Raw genomic sequence first — 19,626 nt, 5'->3', positions numbered from 1 at the left:
ATCCACTCGGGCGAAGTGGAACGAGACCGAGTTAGCTCAGTGCGAGCCAAGAATTGGCCGAAGGTAGTGAGGCCGGCTCTTTGCGACGAAGCTAGCGCAGCGATGCAGGAGCACGGTTTTTGGAAAGCGAAGCTGTTTTGCGTAATATCGATTACTTACCTTTACTTCTTTCTTCGTAATTAAAGCCTTATTCCATAGCAGGTTTGCTGATTTTATTGCCTCGAAAAGCGATGATAGTGAAAATGATGAGAAGTATCAAAGCGATCAGCAACAGGAAACTCAGCTCATCTGTAACTTCAATGAATAATCCGCCAAGGGCAGGGCCGGCGAGGCTGCCGATACTGAATGCAATGCCGCACAACAGGTTGCCCGTCGGCAGCAATTCCCTCGGCATAAGATCTGCCATATAGGAAATCCCCAGTGAGAAGGTCGATCCAACGAACATCCCGGCAACGATGAAGAATGCCAGGGTCACCCAAGCGTTCGATTCGAAAAAGCTGGCGGTTCCGAAAGCCACGGCTCCCCCGAAGAGGGCAAGCAGCAAAACTTTTCGCCTGCCGATCCGGTCACTCAATTCACCAAGCGGCAACTGAGTCGCAATGGCACCAAGCGAAAACGCGGCGAGCATATAGGAAACCATGGAAACATCAATCGACTGCCTCAAAGCGTATACAGGATAGATGGCATTTAAGGACGCTTCCAGGAATCCGTAGCCAAGCGGCGGTAAAAAGGCGAACCAGCCGATGATAATGGCTGCTTTAAAACGGCTTAAAGTTCCGCTGGCCGTCATAGCACTTGTGGTGGTTTCGGGAAAATCATTTCTCAGGAAGAAAACCAGCACCCATGCTGAAAGGCATAAAAGTCCTGATATAATGAACGGCAAGGCTTCGAAAATGTTAACAAGAGGTACAAATAACGGCCCCGCTCCAAATCCTATGCTGAAAGACATGCCATATATGGCGATGTTTCTGCCCATCCGATTCTGTGCGGATGTACTGGTGATCCAAGTTTGGGTCGAAAAATGGAGCGCCTGGTCGCCGACTCCAATCAGGATTCGGAGGAAAAACCAGAACAGAACCGATTTCCATAAAGGAAATAACAGCAGGGACAAGATAACCAGTCCTCCGCCTATAATAATGATCGGCTTAAAACCGAAACGCCGCAATTGCGGCTCCATAAAGGGTGCGATTATTAACGTACCTATGTATAAACCGGTAGCGCTCAATCCGTTTAAAGCAGAGGAAACCCCGTCCTGCTCAAAAATAACCGCAATCAGCGGCAACAGCATTCCCTGCGAAAATCCGGAAATAGATACTATAGCGACAAGGATCCAGAAACGCCCATTGTCACTTCTTAAATAATTTTTCATGATGGCTCCTTCCAGTAAGCACCTTCTTTTGTATTTGAATGGAATTCAGATACAATTTTATCATAAGGAGGAGATGGAAGATGAAATTTTCAATGAATGAAAATGGTTTTTCGGGTGATTTGCCTTTTGGCGAACTGGCCGTTTCAACAAATGAGGAGTACGGTTTCCGCCCATACCAGTTGCTGGTGGCTTCACTGGCGGTTTGCAGTGCCGGGATTATAAGAAAAGTTCTGGAAAAACAGCGGATGCCCGCAGAAGATATACAGGCGGAAGTAAAAGAAATCATACGCATCGATGAAGAAGCGGGACGCGTTTCAAAAGTACATCTGCATTTCCTCATCAAAGGCGATATTGATGAATCGAAGATGCCCCGTGTGATGGAGTTGACAAGAAAGAATTGCTCGATGGTCCGTTCTGTGGAAAATTCGATTGAAGTTGTAGAAACATACGAACTCGTATAAACCAATAAAAGCTCAGTCCGTATCTGAATATCAGATTGCGGCTGAGCTTTTATGTTTCGTTTTCATTTTCGCTTTTTCTCATAAGACCATTTTTTCGGCTTGTGCCGGTGAAATGTTCGAACCCCCTCCTTTTACTTGTAAGTTATTGAATGGTTTCGACTATTCATTATGGCCTCCTCTCTATTGATTACCCATACACTAACACAGATTTTAAATTAAGTAAATATTCAAAAAAGAAAAACTATTAAAATCTCTCTTTTTACCTATGTTTAATTGAAATCCATTAGTAAATCAGCTACGATAGAATGCGAAATGAGGTGTACCTTATGGGAAAATCCATCACTGATAAGGAAAAACAAGTAAGTTATATGAAACAGCGCTTAAATATGTTCCTTGACGTTCTCGATTCGATTGAACCGGAAACTGCTGAACTTGAAGATATTGACCGCTTGATTGCGATGGTAGATGAATTGGATGGCAAAATGCAGCAATTCAAAAATCGCCCTTCTGATGAAAACTAATATACAGACAAAAAACGCCGGACAAACTTGTCAATTCAAGTTTGTCCGGCGTTTTTGTTATAGCGCTTAATGATGTCGCGGCGTGTCTGCATGACTGCATTTACCTGCCCCCCCACCATTAAAAGAATGGCTGATACGTATAACCACAGCATTAGCATGATTACACCGCCAATTCCTCCATAAGTCGCTGAATAATTTGCGAAATTATTAATATAGACTGAAAACCCGAAAGATACCGCCAACCAGCCGACCGAAGTAAAAGCCGCTCCAGCCAGCACAGATTTAAAATCCAGTTTAACATTGGGGGCTGCCCAGTAGATTACTGCGGCTACTACAAATATGATCAAGGGCGGAATCGTAAAACGCAATGTATTCCACGTTTCCAAAAACCCTGCTTCCAGACCAAAAAATGAAAAGATGAAAATACCGATCTGGCGGCCAAAAATCGGCAGGACCAGCGCAATCAGCAAAATGAATATCATTAAAACAGTGGTGATAATCGACATGCCTCTCGCAATGAGAATTGGACGATTTTCTTCTACTCCGTAAGACCGGTTCAATGATTTTATTAGTGCGTTCATACCAAGGCTGGCGGACCAGATAGTGGCAATAAGACCGAAGGAAAGCAAGCTCCGGTTTTCCTGGGTCAATATTTCATTCAAAGTTTCTTCGATAAGAAGGTAGATTTCACCAGGCACCACATTCGCCATGAATTGATAAATCTGATCTTCAGCGATGTTCAAGTAAGGCAGCAAGGTAATCAGAAATATAAGCAAAGGAAAAATAGACAACAGGAAAAAGAACGCTAACTGCGCTCCAAGTCCTGTGACATCTACATCGTTGATTCTTTTCCATAATTCCTTTAGAAATCCGGAGGGGCGAGTGACATCGTAACTAGGCTCCTTCGCCTCCGAACTTTCCGGCGGAAGATCTGATTCTGTTTTCTGGTTTTTTTTCAGGGAATTATTGCTTTTTCCCATATTCCGCATCGCGGTTCGAATTATTGTTTGATGAACTGCTGTTATCATCAGTCAAAGATGATGAAGCGGAAGGGTTGTCTTCCTTGAGTGCTGACTTGACATCTTGCGTCGAATCGACAACTGCTTCTTTCGTATCGATAAACGCCTCTTTCGTATCCATCGCCATTTCTTTTACTTGAGGAGTCAATTCTTTCAATTCATTGACTTTGTCCCCTACGTAAGAAGCGTCTTCGGAAACGCGCTCATAAAGATTCTGGAATTTACTTGCCTGCTGTTGAACTGCAGACTTCAATTCATCTTTATTGTTTGCATAGTATTTCGCATTCTCAGAAACTTTTTTCGATTTCTGCATAACATCATTGCGGGTATTGCGGTCGAATAGGGAAATAATGACACCTACTGCCGCTCCTACTAATAATCCTGTCATCAATTTGTTTTGGCTCATTCTGAATTCCTCCCAAAGAATAGTTTGTTCTAACGTGTCTTTTGAATTTTTCCCTATTCTCAACATATTTAAACTTCTCTGTATTTAAATTTTAAAAAACCCTTGACTATCGGCAAGAACTTTCGGAATATTAAATCATTGGGAGGTGCAAAATTATTTCAGGAAAACAGAATTACATAACTTAGGGGGAAATTAGATGGAAAGCTTTGAAAAGTTATTGGGAGAAATCAGTGGTTATGTATGGGGTGTCCCGCTCTTAATCCTAATTGTCGGTACAGGAATTTATCTCACAGTACGGCTTGGATTCCTTCAGCTTCGTTTATTGCCTTATGCACTTAAATTAACTTTCTCCAAAAATGTAGATAAAGATTCCAAGGGAGATATCTCCCACTTCCAGGCTCTTTCCACTGCCATGGCGGCAACAGTCGGTACCGGTAATATTGTCGGGGTCGCGACTGCAGTCGTACTTGGTGGTCCAGGAGCTATCTTCTGGATGTGGCTTTCTGCATTCTTCGGAATGGCTACAAAATACGGTGAAGCGGTATTGGCTGTTAAGTATCGTATTACCGATTCGAAAGGACAGATGGCAGGAGGGCCGATGTATTATTTAGAGCATGGCCTGAAACAGAAATGGCTTGCTGTCCTATTCGCTATTTTTGGCGCAATCGCGGCGTTCGGAATCGGCAATATGACACAATCCAATTCTGTCGCTTCAATTGTTGACGAAACTTTCGGCCTGACTCCATGGGCTACAGGACTTATCCTTACTGCCTTTGCAGGATTAGTAATCCTGGGCGGAATTAAAACGATTGGTAAAGTTACCGCATTCTTCGTTCCTTTTATGGTTTTGTTCTATGTTATTGCAGGATTAGTAATTATGGTCATGAATTTCGACTTGATCCCTGCCACTCTCGGCACAATCTTCAGTGCCGCGTTTACAGGTGAAGCTGCTGCCGGTGGTGCCATCGGTGCCGCAATCCGTTATGGTGTTGCCCGCGGGGTATTCTCCAACGAAGCCGGTCTGGGTTCTGCTCCAATCGCTGCTGCAGCAGCCAAAACAGATATGCCTGGCCGCCAGGCATTAGTATCGATGACACAGGTTCTTTTCGATACATTGATCGTTTGTTCGATTACAGGAATAACGATTGTCATGTCCGGTCTGTATACACAAGAAGGACTTGAAGGTGCACCTTTGACTAGTGCGGCATTTGGCCAGTATCTTGGCGGAGTAGGTCCTTACATTGTTGCATTCGGTTTGATATTCTTCGCATCTTCGACAATTATCGGCTGGTCTTATTACGGCGAGAAATGTTTCCAATATTTATTCAAGAGCCCGAACTTGCTTATAGTATACCGTGTACTATTTGTTGGAGCTGTCTTCCTTGGCGCAACTGCTTCACTTACGGTCGTCTGGACATTCTCTGATGTTATGAACGGCTTAATGGCAGTGCCGAACTTAATCGGTCTTCTTGGCCTGTCAGGTGTAATCGTTTATGAAACGAAGAGAATCGTTGCAAAAGCGAAAGAAGAAAAAGAAGAGAAAGCGGAACTTGCACGTTCAGGAAATTGACATTTTTTTTGATAAGTGAAATGATAAGGCATACCATACCGAAAGGCAGGAACTTATGATGGACTTATCGAAACAGTCTCCAGAAAACGTCAATTACATGATCGAGGAAATAAAAGCTAAATTGCGGATGGTCAATGTCGATGCGATGAAAGCTGAACATTTCAATGCTTCACAGTATGAAGATTTGCGCGATTTGTACGAAATGGTCAAAAAGCGTGATAATATCACACCAAACGAAATGCAGGCAATCGCTCAGGAACTTGGCTCATTGCGGAAATAAGAAAAGCGACATCAAAAGCTGGGCCGTTAGAGTCTGGACAAAGAAAAGCCCCCGAAATTTTTTCGGGGGTTTTATTTATGGTGATTTCTATTGAGGTTTCCTGTACTGCGCAATATACCAGCCGCCCTCTTTGATCACTGTATGGATGCCGAGCATATCCAGTCCGGCTGCTTCCCCCCAACCACGCAACTCTTCGCGGGTAGGAAGACGATACAGGTTGTCGAAAGAAGAAAAGAAGCTATTGAAGACATTTGCAAAAGGAGGATCATCGCTGCTGCCTGCGATAGGTGTGACGATGGACAGGATGCCGTTCGGACTCACCCAGTCAGCCAATTCGTGAATCAGCGCTTCCCGCTTTTCAAGATCGATATAATGCAGAACATTATTCATCATGACCATATCAAAAGGCTGATCGGGGTTGTAATCCCACAAATCCGCATTTTGAATTTGTATATTGTCATCATCTGCTGTCAGCTGCTGTGCTTTCTCTGTCACTTCTTCACTGATTTCAATTCCGGTAAATTGAGTTTCAGAAAATCGGCCAGCCAATTTTTTGATGTAGCCCGCTTCCCCGCAGCCGATATCCAGTACAGACCGGACATTGTTTTCGCGGATGCGCTTCGACATTTTCGGCATGGCCAGCACTTCAAGCAATCTGCTGGTTTCCGCAACTGTACCGGCGTGCTTTTCTTCATCAAAATGAAGGCGGTTGCTGTTGCGTATCATTTCAGGGTAATTCAAAAGTGTCGGAATATGAAGCTCCATCATCTCCTTCAGTAATACGCCTGAAGAATTATTTCCTTTCGGTTTAGGCAATTTCCATGAATTGGCGAGCTTGTGGCGTCCGCGCCCGGCCTCTTTAAGGTGTCCGATGGAAACGCCGACCGCCACCCATTGTTCAAGAAGGTCTTCGTCCAATCCGTAAGCATCTGCAACATCTGATTTTGCCATCGGACGTTCAAACGCCTTAAACAGATCCAGTTCATAACCGACATAGGCATGCCAACTGTAAAGGAACGGCTCATTTCTCTTCATATACATCCTGGCTTTAAACATTTTCATCACATCTATCATTTTAACCCCTCATCTTTCCATGGATAATCGTCTTCCCTTGTGTAATATCTCAGCTCTTTTGATTTTTTCGGGAGATCCCTCAAACGGACAGGGATAATGCCGCCCTGGATAAATCTGTCCCGCACATTTTCTTTCCACATGCCGAGCCCTGAGACATTGAGCATTTGCTTGAAATGAAGAATTGGATCCTCTTCCATCCGCTCAAATGTCTTCTGGCGAAGAAAGCTGACCGGTTTAAATGGATAGGAATAAGCAAGAGCGGCCAGATGGCTTAGCTGGATGACATGATCCGCCCTTTTATAACGGACCTTCTCATACCATTTCAGATTTCCAGGATTTTTTTTATGATTTCTAATCATATCCGCTGTGAGCTCGCCCAAAATATCTGCGTCCTGTATCGCCATATTCATGCCTTCTCCCGCCATAGGATGAACAGCATGCGCCGCATCCCCGATAATCGCTTTATTGTCCCTGACATAGGATGGTGCATGAAACATCACCGGAATCATCAATTGGATTTTTTTCCAGTCAGTCAATTGCTGGACATAGCCATCCATCGTCGGTGCAAGGTCTGTATAAAGCTTATGAAAATGGCTGATCGGTTTCTCTTTCAGTTCCTTATAATCACCTTCAGGAATCAGGTAAACTGATCGCACCTGATTGTCCGGCAATGGAAATAAACCAAGGAATCGATTATATGTAGAAATGATCTGGCCATCTGTAAAGTTTTCTGGCCTTGGGAAAGAAACAGTTAAGAAATGGTGATTATAGGTTGTTTGTTTGATCTCGATCTCCATGTGTTTTCTTGTCACAGATGCTCTGCCCTCTGCGCCAAAAAAGAAATCAGCTTCTACTTCAAATTTCTCTTTGCCTGATTTGAGCAATGCTGTCTTTTCGGTATATCCTGTGCAGGACGTTCCCGCCATATATTGAAAATTCTTATATTCAGATGCTGCTTTTAATAAGATATCTTTAAGCTCTTCATGATGAACCATGAAGGCCGCGTTGTATTTGCCAGGCAACACACTGTAATCCATGAAAGACTGGTCACGAACCTGGAGTGACCCCGACAGCTCGAGCATATCAAGGACTTTGATTTCATTGCTGCGGGCAGTGATTTCATCGTAAAGTCCCAAACCCTCGAATATCTGCATGCTTTTTGGCTGCAGCAATTCTCCCTTATAGGTAGGGGCTTTGGCCTTTAAACGCTCCGCCATCACCACATCGACATTGCGCTGAACAAGCTTAAGGTCTAATGCAAGGCCACCGATACCGCCACCGCTGATAAAGACTTGTGTTTTCATCAAACTCAGCTCCTCTCTACTGTATTCCTCAAACCTCCTTCAAAAAAACCTCTATGATTGCCTTCATTCTAAATAAAATCTGTTTATTTTAATTCAAATGAATACTTAAGACCTATAAAGTTATATTTATCCAATGTTTATCTAATTATTATGGATATTTAGCAGGCAGGCATTGCGGACTATGACTGAAAATTGATACTATAATAGAGATGAGAGGAGAGATTCATTTGACATCATTAAACGAGAAATTAACACGCTATGCAGAATTGGCGGTAAAGGTAGGCGTCAATATCCAGCCAAACCAGCAACTTTACATAGCAGCTTCACTGGAGGCTGCACCACTTGTGCGCCTGATAGTAAAAAAAGCTTACGAGACTGGAGCAAAACAAGTCTTTGTTGACTGGAATGACGATGAAGTCTCAAGACTGCGCTTCGAAATGGCGCCGGAAGATTCATTCTCGGAGTTTCCTTCGTGGAAAGTTCAGGAGCGTGAACAATTGGCTGAACAAGGTGCCGCGTTCATGAGCATCGTTTCGCAAAGCCCTGATCTTCTAAAAGGAATCGATTCGAAACGCATCGCCGCTTCACAAAAAGCAACCGGGCAAGCACTCAATAAGTATCGTCAATATGTCCAATCAGACAAAATCAGCTGGACTGTTCTAGCCGCTCCTTCTAAAGCATGGGCAGCAAAAGTTTTCCCGGACGTACCGGAGGATCAGCAAATCGACGCGCTATGGGAAGCTATTTTCAAAGCGGTGCGAGCGGATCTGGATCAGCCGATCGACGCTTGGAAAGAGCACGACGAATTATTGCATACGAAAGTCGATTATTTGAACGGCAAAAAATATGCAAAATTGCATTATACTTCCCCTTCCACTGATTTGGAAGTTGCCCTTCCTAAAGGACATTTGTGGTGCGGTGCAGGTTCAATCAATGAACAAGGCGATGCTTTCATGGCGAATATGCCAACTGAGGAAGTATTCACTGTTCCACAGAGAGACGGCGTCAACGGTTATGTTTCAAGCACAAAACCGCTTAGCTACGGCGGCAATATCATCGATGAATTCAAAGTGACTTTTGAAAATGGCCGTATTACAGATGTAACGGCAAAACACGGAGAAGATGTTCTGAAACAATTGGTGGACACGGACGAAGGCTCCCATTACCTGGGTGAAGTTGCTTTAGTGCCACATGAATCACCAATTTCAGCTTCCAACATTCTTTTCTACAACACGCTATTTGATGAAAACGCTTCAAACCATTTCGCAATCGGAAGCGCCTACTCATTCTGTCTCGAAGGCGGCAAGAAAATGTCTTCCGAGGAGTTGCTTGAACATGGTTTAAACCAGAGTATTACCCATGTTGACTTTATGGTCGGTTCTGAAGAGATGGACATTTACGGTATTCTGGAAGACGGTACACGTGAACCGATTTTCAGAAATGGCAATTGGGCATTTTAAATCTCACTAATTCGACACTTAATCTTTTTTCCATTATCATGTATACTAAGAAATGATAATCATAGTCGAGAGGGGAGTTATCATCATGTTGTCTGGTATTGTCACAGTATTAGGTTTTATGGCTGTAATCTTCATGTTTTTCTTCACGCTTCTCCATTATTTGGGGAAAGAATTGCATACACATGACGCAGAGCACGTAGATCCGCATCCGGAACGTAAATTCTGAGAATTATAGTTAGAAGCAGACTTTTTTATTAAAAAGGTCTGCTTTTTTAATAGGTTTAAATGACTGATAGATTACAATTCAGAAACATTTCATTTGCACATCGATTACATAATGAATCCTACGTCCTGCAATTCATCAACTTGCCAAGCCAATAGGCCCTCGTAATATTGCAGTCTGATGCCATTGAAAAAAGACGCGAATTTAAGCGTGTTAAAATTCAAAATGGACTTGTTTTATAATAGGAGGAGTTTAGGCATGTTTTCTTCATCGGATATTGGAATTGACTTAGGAACGGCAAATATTCTAGTTTATACAAAAGCAAAAGGCATAATTTTAAACGAACCTTCAGTAGTCGCACTGGATACAAAAAGCGGAAAAGTGATAGCTATCGGCGAAGAAGCTAAAGCGATGATCGGCAAGACGCCGACATCCATACGCGTTGTCCGTCCCCTTAAAGACGGCGTAATCGCAGATTTTGACGTCACCACTGATTTATTGAAGATGGTCATGCAAAAAGCGGCCAAACAGATGGGCGGCGCTTACCGAAAACCAAATGTAATGATTTGCACTCCGTCCGGCGCAACTTCGGTGGAACGCCGTGCGATTCACGATGCAGTCAAACAAAGCGGCGCTAAAAGTGTCCATTTGATTGAAGAACCGGTGGCTGCTGCGATTGGCGCTGACCTGCCAGTAAGCGAACCGATTGCCAGTGTTATTGTGGATATCGGCGGAGGCACAACGGAAGTCGGCATCATTTCATTTGGAGGCGTCGTTTCTTCCAACACAGTAAAAATCGCTGGGGACCGCATGGATGAAGACATCATCCAATATGTCCGCAAACATTATAATGTTCTTATCGGAGAACGCACAGCTGAAAATATTAAAAAAGAAATTGGCTATGCATTGATTCCGCATAAAGCGGAAACGATGGAAATTCGTGGCCGGGACATCATGACTGGCTTACCGAAAACAGTGTCACTTACATCAACAGAGATTCAGGAAACATTGAAGGAACCATTATTGGCCATCCTTGAATGCATCCGCGCAACATTAGAAAATTGCCCGGCTGAATTGTCTGGTGATATCGTCGACCAAGGCGTTGTCATCACTGGCGGCGGCGCTCTGCTTAAAGGCATGCAGCAATGGCTGTCTGAAGAAATCTCAGTACCTGTCCATATGGCGCCTATGCCGCTCGAATCAGTAGCTATCGGGACTGGACGTTCTTTAGTTATGATGGACAAACTCGATAAAATTTCAAAATAATCCTATTCCGGAAGCGCGAAGCTTCCGGATTTTTTAATTTTTCTGGACTGAAATTAGTCATCAGACCAAATTTCGATTAAAATAAAAGGTAGCAAATGTCTAAGGAGTGGATACTATGTCGATGCTGAATGAAATACTGGAATTCAACAAAAGTTTTGTGGAAGAAGAAAAGTATGAGCAATTCATCACCACTAAATTCCCTGATAAAAAGATGGTCATTCTGACTTGTATGGATACAAGATTATTCGAATTGCTGCCAAAATCCATGAACCTAAAAAATGGTGATGTGAAAATTGTTAAATCGGCCGGTGCTGTGATCAATCATCCTTTTGGCGGAATCATGCGCAGCCTGATTGTTGCAATCTATGAGTTGAATGCTGATGAAGTATACATAATCGGTCACCATGATTGCGGAATGTCCGCGATTGAACCACAGAAAATCATGGAAAAAATGAAATCAAGAGGAATCGCCGAAGAAACGATTGATATGATGCGTTATTCTGGGGTTAATCTGGATGAGTGGCTGCGCGGTTTCGATAATGTGACAGAAAGCGTCCGCCACAGTGTCAATATGGTCCGCAATCATCCTCTAATGGATATTAAAGTTCCGGTTCATGGATTGGTTATTGATCCAAAGACAGGAAAACTCGATTTAGTTGTAGATGGAAATGAAAATAGTTGAAAAAAACCGCTGAAAATTTTTCAGCGGTTTTCCTTTGGAAAATAAATATAATCAAGTGCAATCCCTTCCTTGCCGAACTGTCTCAGCAAAGATACAATCTGACCCCTGTGATAGGAAGCGTGATTAATGAAGGTAAATAACATCTCTTCTCTCGTCTCTTCGAATGTATTGCCGCGGAGATTTGTAAATTTCATAACTTCCTGCCACTGCTCTTCGGCCAAAGATGTAAAATATAATTCCATTTCAGCATGAAGCAGCATGAAGGCCTGCTTGGCCTCATCGATAGTATCTACATGAAATTGTTCGGCAGCCGGTTTTTCGATGCCGGTCATTCTCAGCAGCCAAAGTTTTTCAACAGTTATGACATGGCTGAGTGTTTCTTTGATGGAAGAAAAGGAACCAGCCCCTTCCCGGGTATAAACCGCTTCCTCAAGACCATCCATATGCGAAAGAATCTCCTGGCTGGCCCATTGATGATAGGCGAACAGTTTATCTCTTAACATAAGACACCCGCTTTCTGTCAGTGTATTATTCCCATAACCATCTTTTCATTTCTTTCCACCATTTTTTATAGGCGGCCTTGCCCTTTCAAAATTCTTTCTCCAAAATGGCATAATGGTAATGGTCTTCCCATATTCCATTGATATGAAGAAACTCCTTCAATAATCCCTCATTCACAAAGCCAGCCTTTTCCAGTACACGCACAGAACCCGTATTTCGCGGAGACACATAGGCTTCTATCCGGTGCAGCTGAATCTTCTCAAAACCGAAAGCCACTATCAGCTCCACAGCTTCTGTTGCAATTCCTCGCCCGATGTACGATTCATCAATCGAATAACCGACCAACGCACTGAGAAACGGCAGACGCTTAATGCTGTACATGGAAATATGGCCGATCAGCTTATGCGTACCAGGTTCGAAAATGCCGAAACTGTATTCACGGTTCTCTCTAGCCTGATAGATGGATTCACGTATTTTTTCCCGCTGTACGGCAGGTGTAAAATAACTGTCCCGGTGCTTCGGTTCAAAAATCGCCCAGTATTCCCGGTTACGCAGAAGCAATTGAACCATTTCTTCCGCATCATCAACTGTCAAAATACGAAGGTAGCAGAACTTACCGGTTAATAAAAAATTCATATCATTCAGCAGATGACGTCAGCGAAATAAACTCTTCAGCATCTTTCACACAAAGAGCAATCCCTTTTTCCCAGAACGCTTCCTGTGTAATATCTTCACCCAGATGCTTCATCGCCAAGTCTTCAGCAGTCATGATTGCCGTATCACGCAATAGCGCCATATATTTCTCTTCAAATCCGGCTCCTTCTTCCAGTGCTTTAGCATAAACACTCAATGAGAATAAATAACCGAATGTATAAGGGAAATTATAGAATGGCACATAAGTTATATAGAAATGGAGCTTTGATGCCCAGAAATGCGGATGTGTTGAATTGAGTCCTCCGCCAAATCCTTCATGCTGTGCTTCTTCCATCAATTCATTCAGGCGGGAAGCCGGCACGACTCCTCTTTTCCGCTCTTCATAGAAACGTGTTTCAAAAAGGAAGCGGGAATGGATATTCATGAAGAAAGCGACACTGCGCTGAACTTTATCTTCAAGCAGAGCAATCTTCTCATCATCTGAAGCTGCGTTTTTTACTGCCGCATCGGCGACAATCATTTCAGCGAATGTAGAAGCTGTTTCCGCGACATTCATCGCATATGAGCGGTTGATCTGATGCACTGGACGCAGCGCATATGAATGGAAAGCATGTCCCAATTCATGCGCCAGGGTAGCGACATTCGACATCGAACCGCTGTATGTCATGAAAATACGTGATTCTTCAGTCAATGGCAGGCCTGTACAAAAACCTCCTGGACGCTTATTCGGCCGATCTTCCGCCTCAATCCACCCTTTTTCAAAAGCATTGCGCGAGAATTTTTCGAGTTCTGGACCGAATTTTTTGAAATGCTCCAAAATGAAATCCGCGCCTTCCTGATAGGAGAACGTCTGGGTGCTCTCTGTTACCGGCGCATCCACGTCATACCAGTCAAGCCCATCTTTTCCGAGCAATTTCGCCTTCTGGTTAAGATAATCGACGAACGGCTGTTTATTTTTAGAAATGGCGCTCCACATGGCATCCAATGTCTGCTGTTTCATGCGGTTGATCTGCAGCGGTTCCTGAAGCGGATTTTCCCAGCCGCGTTTTTTGTATACTTCCAAACGGAATCCAGCGATGGAATTTAAAGTTTTCGCAAAGAAATCTTCTTTTTCTGTCCATGCATCTTCCAGCTTTTCATATGATTCTTTTCTTACTTGAGGATCGGCGTGTGAACTTAAATTGTTCGCTTGTCCAACAGACAGTGTTTTTTTCTGGCCATCAATCGTAATTTTAACTTTAATGTCGCCCACCAGCATATCGTACAGCTGGCTCCAGCCGTGATAGCCGTCCATGCTTAAAGCGGTGATCAGGTTTTCTTCCTTCTCGGAAAGCAATTGCTTTGCCTCATCCCGCCATTCATTTAGAACAAAAGAGAATTCCCGAAGTTTGTCGTCCCCCATCAATTGATTCCAGACAGCATCATCCGTTTTCGTCAGGTCCTGCTGAATTTTCTGCAGAGCCGAGTTGAAGCGCGCGCTCAGGCTGGCAGATTCACTCTGCAGCAGCGACGCTTTTTTATCTTCTGTATTTTGCGCCTGCAAGCAGCCAATAAAAGCGCTCGACTGGCGAAGATGCAGCATCATATCTTTTACTGCCTCAAGTACCTCTGCCACTTGTTGTGCATCACCGGCTTTTTCAGGCACGGAAAAATTATTGGAAAGTTTTTCGAACTCCTCTAATTTGGGTCCTGCTTCATCCATATGTACGCGGAGCTCTTTTGACTCGCTGCCCCCTGGGAACAATACATCCAAATCCCATACTTCCGGAAATTTCACTGTCATGGCTTTTCCTCCTGATAAACTAAATTTTCTAAAAACACTTATCAGTATACCATTTTTCTTCGGTTTACGGAATATTGGCGAAAGCCCACCGGACATAATGACATAATATCGACGATTTCACGGAACTTTTTATCCACTTTAGCTAACAGTTAATTGTTGTCAGAAACAAGGAAAGGTATACTGTTAGCGAGGAGGGATCACAGATGTTCCGTTTGATATTAATGACAATCGCCTTTCTGGCCATCGTTACAGTTAATGCATTAGCCAATATTCTGCCGATCAACGGTCAAACCACAGGAGAAATTTCAAACAGGCTTCCTGTTCTGTTCACCCCTGCCGGTTATGTCTTTTCGATCTGGTCAGTTATATACATACTATTAGCTATCTGGATTGTGGGATTCTGGGTCCGTTATAAGAAAGAGAGAGAACTTCCTTCGACAGCCATCAGTTTATATTTCATCTTAAGCGCTGTAGCAAACATCACCTGGCTGCTGCTTTGGCATTACGAATATTTTGCCTGGTCGATAGCAGCGATGCTTCTCTATCTCGGTTCTCTTATTCTCCTGTATCTTCAATATAATAATAATGAGAGAAAACTTACCGAACGACTTCCGATTTCAGTGAATATGGGTTGGATCAGTGTTGCGACCATTACTAATATCAGTTACGTACTGACTTATTATAATTGGGGAGGCTGGGGCCTTAGCAACGAGCTATGGGCGGTCATCATGCTGACTGTTGCGACAGCTCTTGCGCTGCATGTCCGTTTCCATCACTCCGATATCCCTTTCACTTTAGTATTTGTCTGGGCATTCATCGGCATTGCAGTCAAACATGGATTGGATGAAATGCTCGTTACAACAGCCTCCTTATTCCTGAGCGGGGTGATCATTACAGGAATCCTTCTTATCAAGAAAAAGTGATGATGCCTTATGAGAAATGGTTTCCATTAAAAAAAGCCTGCGCTATGCAGGCTTTTTTCTATTCTTCTAATTTAGTCAATAAAATCGGTTCACCTTTTGTCACCAGGACTGTATGTTCAATTTGAGCGACCAGAGACTGATCTGGCGTAATGAACGTCCAGCCGTCGCCAGATTCAATAATATGTTCCGCTTTCTGTGAGATAAAAGGTTCGACAGCGAGGACCATTCCTTCTTTAAGGATTGTCGTTTCCCATGCATCATAATAATTCAGGATATGCTGAGGAGCTTCATGCAGTGATTTACCAATGCCGTGGCCTGTCAGGTTTTTGATGACGAACAAGCCTTGCTCTTTCGCTTCCCGTTCAACTGCTTTACCGATCTGATTTAATTTTGAACCTGCTTTGACTTTAGTCATCGCCCGTTCGAATGCTTTTTCAGCCGCTTCGCATATCTTCTCTTTTTCAGGATGGCCATCTCCTACTACAAAAGAAATTCCCGTATCGGAAAAATAACCCTCATAAGAGCCGGATACATCAATATTGACGATGTCCCCTTCTTTGATAACACGTTTTCCGGGAATGCCGTGTGCAACTTCTTCATTCACACTGATGCAAGTATATCCTGGAAAATCATATTCGGATTTTGGACCCGAAACGCCGCCGAGTTCTTCGAACAACCGTCCGCCCAACTCATCAATTTCCTTTGTAGTCACGCCAGGCTTGGTCGCAGCTCTCATCTCCTCACGGATTTTCGCTACCATTTGTCCTGCTTTTTTTAACATTTCAATATCTTTTTCATTAGTTGCAATCATCAAATACCCTTCTTTCAAGCTTTTCTATTCAAGAATTATAACACAAAAGAAAAGCGACAGGGGCCGCTGGAGTCTGGACAAAGAAAAGAAGACTATCATAAGATAGCCTTCTTGTTTTATTCTTTCACATCAATCAATCTTGGAGCTGCTATGAACAGAATGGAACAGACAAATGCTGTCAGCAGGAACGCCGGCACCATATAAGTGGCGTTGTACACAAACGAGTAAATATAAACATTGCCCGTGGCGAATTCACTGAAGAACCAGATTCCCACAATGACATGGATGATATAGCGCAGAAATGCGCCGATCAAAGCTCCTGCTACAATCGATGAAACCGCTTTGCCACGCGAGCCATTCCGTAAATTCTTAAGATAAGCGGATCTCATTATACCGGCAACCCCTACACTCGCAAAAGCGACCAAGTAATCGAGCGTCACTTGTGTAAAAGCGAAACCGAATGAGAGAGGCACGATATAGACACGGCCCGTAACAAGCTGGAGCAGGCCAACTGTGAGACCGGTCAGAATACCGGCGCCCATTCCACGGCGGAACGCCATCAGGATGATCGGAATCATCACCAGACTGACCGATCCACCTTGAGGCATGCTGAACGCGATAAAGTCCAGGACAAATCCAAGGGCTCCGAAAATCGCAATTTCGAGCATCAATAATAATTTTTTATTTCTCATGATTTCCTCCCATGTGTTTGCACATCACCAGAAGGGCCGCCAATAAAAACCATACGAAAAGCGGCGCCAGGATAGACCCTGACGCCGCATAAGGGCAGGTTTCCATCCACATCCCTGCGCAAGTATTAACTTACAGGTTCAAAGGGTAAGAACGGTTCCGTTCACTCTCAGCAAAAGCTCCCCTTGTGGTGTATACAGTTATTTTCGTAACACCTGTATTGTAACGGACATAAAGATGGGATGCAAGTTCGTTTCATCTGGACACATTAGGGTATTGAGAAAGTAAATGTTGCAGAAAGGCGGTGAAGGCAGCAGAAATTGCTGCTGTGCTTATATGATCGAATTATTGAAGGATTTAATCAAAATCAAAAGCGATACTAAAGAAGGCGCCAATGACGCTCTTCTTTTTTGCGCCCGCTGGCTTGAAGAACATGGTGAAAAGGTCGAAGTCCATGACAATAAAGGATATTTGATGCTCACTGCCCAAAAAGGCCAAGGCTCAGAAAAATTGGTATGGAACGGACACGTCGATGTTGTCCCCGGCCATGAAGAACAGTTTACACCGATGGAGGAGCTTGGCCGCTTGTATGGCCGCGGTTCCGCGGATATGAAGGCTGGCGTAGCCGCCATGATGCAGGCATTCATCGAACTTGATGCTGAAAAATTAAATCGTGAAGTCCATCTCCATATCGTCACAGATGAAGAAATTGGCGGGCATAACACTTCTGAATGGCTGGTCTCCCAAGGGCACAGCGGCAATTTTGTCATTTGCGGTGAGCCGACAGGATTGAAAGTCGGGCTGCAGTCAAAAGGCATCTTGCACATGGATATGGTTTTCAAAGGAAAGCCAGCACACGGCAGCCGTCCATGGGAAGGCATTAATGCCATCGAACAGGCGATGAAATATCATATGGCGATGACTGAACTTCCTTTCCGCAAGGAGTCGACTGAGTATTATGAGCAGCCTTCCGTCAATCTTGCCATCATCAATGCCGGCAAGCGCTATAATATGGTTCCGGAGCTTTGTGAAATGTCCTATGATATCCGTTTTATGCCGGGTCAGGACCCTAAAGAAATAACGCGGCAAATGGTGGAACTCGGCGAGACACTTAATATCGACTTTGACTACAAGTCCAGTTCTTCCACTACACCTGCACTGACAACGACAGCTGAAAACCCTTATATTCAGACGTTGCAGGAAAGCATACGCAGCAATACAGGCAATGAACCTGTGCTTTTCGGTCAGCACGGCGCTGCCGATACTCGCTATTATGCCGCGGTCAACGGTGGCGAAGGGGCGATCGAGTTTGGTCCGACTGGCGATGACTGGCACGGCAACGCTGAATACGTTGAAATCTCAAGTGTCCATGAGTACAAAGATATTCTTGTGTCCCATGCCTTAAGTTAAGCGCCATGTTTAAGGATGCCCTAAAAAGGGCATTTAAATAGTATCTATAAAACGAATGGAGCGATAAATATGGCAGTAGGAAGATTATTGAGAACCGCAATTAAATACGGTCCTATAGCTTATCCGGTTATCCGTAAATTCATGAATAAAAAGAAAGCCAAAGGCAACGCACAAACAAATACCAGCCAGTATAAAACAAAACAGACAAAACGATAATAAAAATCCCGCTTCCATCAATTTGGAAGCGGGATTTTTGCTATCTTATATAATTGGCAAGATTGTTCTTATAGCTAAATAATCCGATTGGAGACTTGGAAGCAGTTGCGCCGATTGATCATCTTCCGCTGGCTGTTCGACATCGATTTCCGTTGATGCCTCTTCTTCGGCATCCGGCTGAAGACTTTCATCCGCCTGCTCCTCCTGCCCCTGCAGAATTTCTTCAAAGCTTACAGGATTCAGCGGAGGCAGCTCCCTATTTTCTATCGTCCAGCCATTTCGGTATTCAGCCAAAAATTCATTGGCCATTGCTTGGTAACCTTCTAAATTCGGGTGGACATCCCCCGGATTCGGAACTTTCGATGTCGCATTTTCTCCGAACGCCTCATCGACTGAAACAAAAATCGCACCGGCTTTTTCAGCTTCATTTTCCAAAATTCTATTCAAGATTTCCAATTGTTCAGCTATGCCTTCTTTCTGCGACTCACGGGCATGCGGATAGGCGAAATAATAACCCATTACATAGACATCCGCGTTCGGCGCAGATTCATTCAGCGTTTTCAAAATATCTGCGATATTTTTTCTGGCTTTATTCAATGCGAAATCAGATTGGATGCGCTGAAACTGAAGGGAACCATCGGCGGGATTTGCCTGCACAAGCCGCAGTAAATCATTGGCTCCTGCTGACAAAGTAATGATATTCGCCGATGCGAGAAGTTCCTGCGCCTCATCTTCTTCCACACGTTCCAGCACATCTGCTGTCGTAAATCCCGGAAAAGCGAGATCTTTTGAAAATAATGCGACCGGCTGATTGCGGCCCAGTTCCTGGGCAATCAAATCCGCATAGCCGGAATCAATCTGGCTGTCGGGAGTTTGACCTGCTGCAAGTGAATCGCCCAGCGCAATATAGACAGCCGGTATTTTCACCTCAGCTGCCGCTGTATTCATCATACTGACTGCCATTAACAGAGCGAGCAGGGTTGCCGCTGATTTCTTCATTTCA

22 protein-coding genes and 1 riboswitch are annotated in these 19,626 nt (G+C 43.9%); of the genes, 11 read left to right on the top strand and 11 right to left on the bottom strand.

Features of this window, described 5'->3' with window-relative positions:
- Positions 1-187: 187 nt before the first annotated feature.
- On the bottom strand, positions 188-1,369 hold the full coding sequence (locus AC2Q9J_RS16095) for an MFS transporter (RefSeq protein WP_499041546.1): 1,182 nt from the start codon (positions 1,367-1,369) through the stop codon (positions 188-190).
- 80 nt (positions 1,370-1,449) lie between these two features.
- Here AC2Q9J_RS16095 and AC2Q9J_RS16090 point away from each other — a divergent pair, with 80 nt between their 5' ends.
- Together AC2Q9J_RS16090 and AC2Q9J_RS16085 are read left to right on the top strand one after the other, a co-directional pair.
- Positions 1,450-1,830, top strand: coding sequence for an OsmC family protein (locus AC2Q9J_RS16090; protein ID WP_499041544.1), 381 nt, complete (start codon positions 1,450-1,452; stop codon positions 1,828-1,830).
- Positions 1,831-2,156: 326 nt separating this feature from the next.
- A complete protein-coding gene (locus AC2Q9J_RS16085; RefSeq protein WP_499041542.1) occupies positions 2,157-2,351 on the top strand; it encodes an SE1561 family protein in 195 nt (64 codons plus the stop codon).
- Between the two features lie 35 nt (positions 2,352-2,386).
- Here AC2Q9J_RS16085 and AC2Q9J_RS16080 read toward each other — a convergent pair whose 3' ends face one another.
- Together AC2Q9J_RS16080 and AC2Q9J_RS16075 are read right to left on the bottom strand one after the other, a co-directional pair.
- Positions 2,387-3,331, bottom strand: a complete 945-nt coding sequence (locus AC2Q9J_RS16080; protein WP_499041540.1) for a YihY/virulence factor BrkB family protein — start codon at positions 3,329-3,331, stop codon at positions 2,387-2,389.
- Entirely contained in the window at positions 3,315-3,776 is a 462-nt protein-coding gene (locus AC2Q9J_RS16075; RefSeq protein ID WP_499041538.1) for a YtxH domain-containing protein, read from the bottom strand. Before AC2Q9J_RS16075 ends, AC2Q9J_RS16080 begins: the two co-directional genes overlap by 17 nt.
- Positions 3,777-3,972: 196 nt before the next feature.
- Here AC2Q9J_RS16075 and AC2Q9J_RS16070 point away from each other — a divergent pair, with 196 nt between their 5' ends.
- The gene (locus tag AC2Q9J_RS16070; protein ID WP_499041536.1) at positions 3,973-5,346 is read left to right on the top strand and encodes an alanine/glycine:cation symporter family protein; all 1,374 of its coding nucleotides are present in this window, start codon (positions 3,973-3,975) and stop codon (positions 5,344-5,346) included.
- A 58-nt stretch (positions 5,347-5,404) separates the two neighbouring features.
- Positions 5,405-5,626, top strand: coding sequence for a DUF1128 domain-containing protein (locus AC2Q9J_RS16065; RefSeq protein ID WP_084242285.1), 222 nt, complete (start codon positions 5,405-5,407; stop codon positions 5,624-5,626).
- Between the two features lie 87 nt (positions 5,627-5,713).
- On the opposite strand, the gene AC2Q9J_RS16060 is transcribed toward AC2Q9J_RS16065, so the two are convergent.
- Both AC2Q9J_RS16060 and AC2Q9J_RS16055 read right to left on the bottom strand, forming a co-directional pair.
- On the bottom strand, positions 5,714-6,700 hold the full coding sequence (locus tag AC2Q9J_RS16060) for a class I SAM-dependent methyltransferase (RefSeq protein ID WP_499041534.1): 987 nt from the start codon (positions 6,698-6,700) through the stop codon (positions 5,714-5,716).
- Complete coding sequence (locus AC2Q9J_RS16055) at positions 6,697-8,004, bottom strand: FAD-dependent oxidoreductase (protein ID WP_499041532.1); 1,308 nt, start codon at positions 8,002-8,004, stop codon at positions 6,697-6,699. Before AC2Q9J_RS16055 ends, AC2Q9J_RS16060 begins: the two co-directional genes overlap by 4 nt.
- A gap of 227 nt (positions 8,005-8,231) precedes the next feature.
- On the opposite strand from AC2Q9J_RS16055, the gene AC2Q9J_RS16050 reads away from it, so the two are divergent.
- The 4 genes from AC2Q9J_RS16050 (at position 8,232) to AC2Q9J_RS16035 (ending at position 11,635) form a co-directional block, all read left to right on the top strand.
- Entirely contained in the window at positions 8,232-9,464 is a 1,233-nt protein-coding gene (locus AC2Q9J_RS16050) for an aminopeptidase (protein ID WP_499041530.1), read from the top strand.
- A gap of 85 nt (positions 9,465-9,549) precedes the next feature.
- Positions 9,550-9,690 (top strand): hypothetical protein, encoded by a 141-nt coding sequence (locus AC2Q9J_RS16045; protein WP_499041528.1) that lies wholly within the window; start codon positions 9,550-9,552, stop codon positions 9,688-9,690.
- A gap of 255 nt (positions 9,691-9,945) precedes the next feature.
- Complete coding sequence (mreBH, locus tag AC2Q9J_RS16040) at positions 9,946-10,953, top strand: rod-share determining protein MreBH (protein ID WP_499041526.1); 1,008 nt, start codon at positions 9,946-9,948, stop codon at positions 10,951-10,953.
- 115 nt (positions 10,954-11,068) lie between these two features.
- Entirely contained in the window at positions 11,069-11,635 is a 567-nt protein-coding gene (locus AC2Q9J_RS16035; protein ID WP_499041524.1) for a beta-class carbonic anhydrase, read from the top strand.
- A gap of 20 nt (positions 11,636-11,655) precedes the next feature.
- Here AC2Q9J_RS16035 and AC2Q9J_RS16030 read toward each other — a convergent pair whose 3' ends face one another.
- The 3 genes from AC2Q9J_RS16030 to AC2Q9J_RS16020 all read right to left on the bottom strand — a co-directional run bounded on the left by AC2Q9J_RS16030 (position 11,656) and on the right by AC2Q9J_RS16020 (position 14,573).
- Positions 11,656-12,138: a DinB family protein gene (locus tag AC2Q9J_RS16030; RefSeq protein ID WP_499041522.1), complete on the bottom strand. Its 483-nt coding sequence runs from the start codon at positions 12,136-12,138 to the stop codon at positions 11,656-11,658.
- Positions 12,139-12,223: 85 nt separating this feature from the next.
- Positions 12,224-12,772 carry a GNAT family N-acetyltransferase gene (locus AC2Q9J_RS16025; protein ID WP_499041520.1) on the bottom strand — a complete coding sequence of 183 codons (549 nt, stop codon included), beginning with the start codon at positions 12,770-12,772 and terminating at the stop codon, positions 12,224-12,226.
- A 1-nt stretch (position 12,773) separates the two neighbouring features.
- On the bottom strand, positions 12,774-14,573 hold the full coding sequence (locus AC2Q9J_RS16020) for a M3 family oligoendopeptidase (RefSeq protein WP_499041518.1): 1,800 nt from the start codon (positions 14,571-14,573) through the stop codon (positions 12,774-12,776).
- Positions 14,574-14,776: 203 nt separating this feature from the next.
- Between AC2Q9J_RS16020 and AC2Q9J_RS16015 the strand changes: the two genes are divergently transcribed.
- Positions 14,777-15,496, top strand: a complete 720-nt coding sequence (locus tag AC2Q9J_RS16015; RefSeq protein ID WP_499041516.1) for a TspO-related membrane protein — start codon at positions 14,777-14,779, stop codon at positions 15,494-15,496.
- Between the two features lie 58 nt (positions 15,497-15,554).
- On the opposite strand, the gene map is transcribed toward AC2Q9J_RS16015, so the two are convergent.
- Together map and thiT are read right to left on the bottom strand one after the other, a co-directional pair.
- Positions 15,555-16,307, bottom strand: a complete 753-nt coding sequence (gene map / locus AC2Q9J_RS16010) for a type I methionyl aminopeptidase (protein WP_499041514.1) — start codon at positions 16,305-16,307, stop codon at positions 15,555-15,557.
- Between the two features lie 116 nt (positions 16,308-16,423).
- On the bottom strand, positions 16,424-16,999 hold the full coding sequence (gene thiT / locus AC2Q9J_RS16005) for an energy-coupled thiamine transporter ThiT (protein WP_084242297.1): 576 nt from the start codon (positions 16,997-16,999) through the stop codon (positions 16,424-16,426).
- Between the two features lie 94 nt (positions 17,000-17,093).
- Positions 17,094-17,193, bottom strand: a riboswitch (TPP riboswitch).
- A gap of 140 nt (positions 17,194-17,333) precedes the next feature.
- On the opposite strand from thiT, the gene AC2Q9J_RS16000 reads away from it, so the two are divergent.
- A complete protein-coding gene (locus tag AC2Q9J_RS16000) occupies positions 17,334-18,407 on the top strand; it encodes a M20 family metallopeptidase (protein ID WP_499041585.1) in 1,074 nt (357 codons plus the stop codon).
- A 69-nt stretch (positions 18,408-18,476) separates the two neighbouring features.
- Entirely contained in the window at positions 18,477-18,623 is a 147-nt protein-coding gene (gene yxzF, locus AC2Q9J_RS15995; protein WP_179135655.1) for a small protein YxzF, read from the top strand.
- 45 nt (positions 18,624-18,668) lie between these two features.
- Here yxzF and AC2Q9J_RS15990 read toward each other — a convergent pair whose 3' ends face one another.
- Entirely contained in the window at positions 18,669-19,622 is a 954-nt protein-coding gene (locus AC2Q9J_RS15990; RefSeq protein ID WP_499041511.1) for an SGNH/GDSL hydrolase family protein, read from the bottom strand.
- Positions 19,623-19,626: the final 4 nt, after the last annotated feature.

This window comes from Planococcus sp. RAB007_Raresut (genome assembly GCF_057369535.1).
Note: the sequence above shows the minus strand (reverse complement) of the source record. Positions and strands in the feature narration are given on the sequence as shown.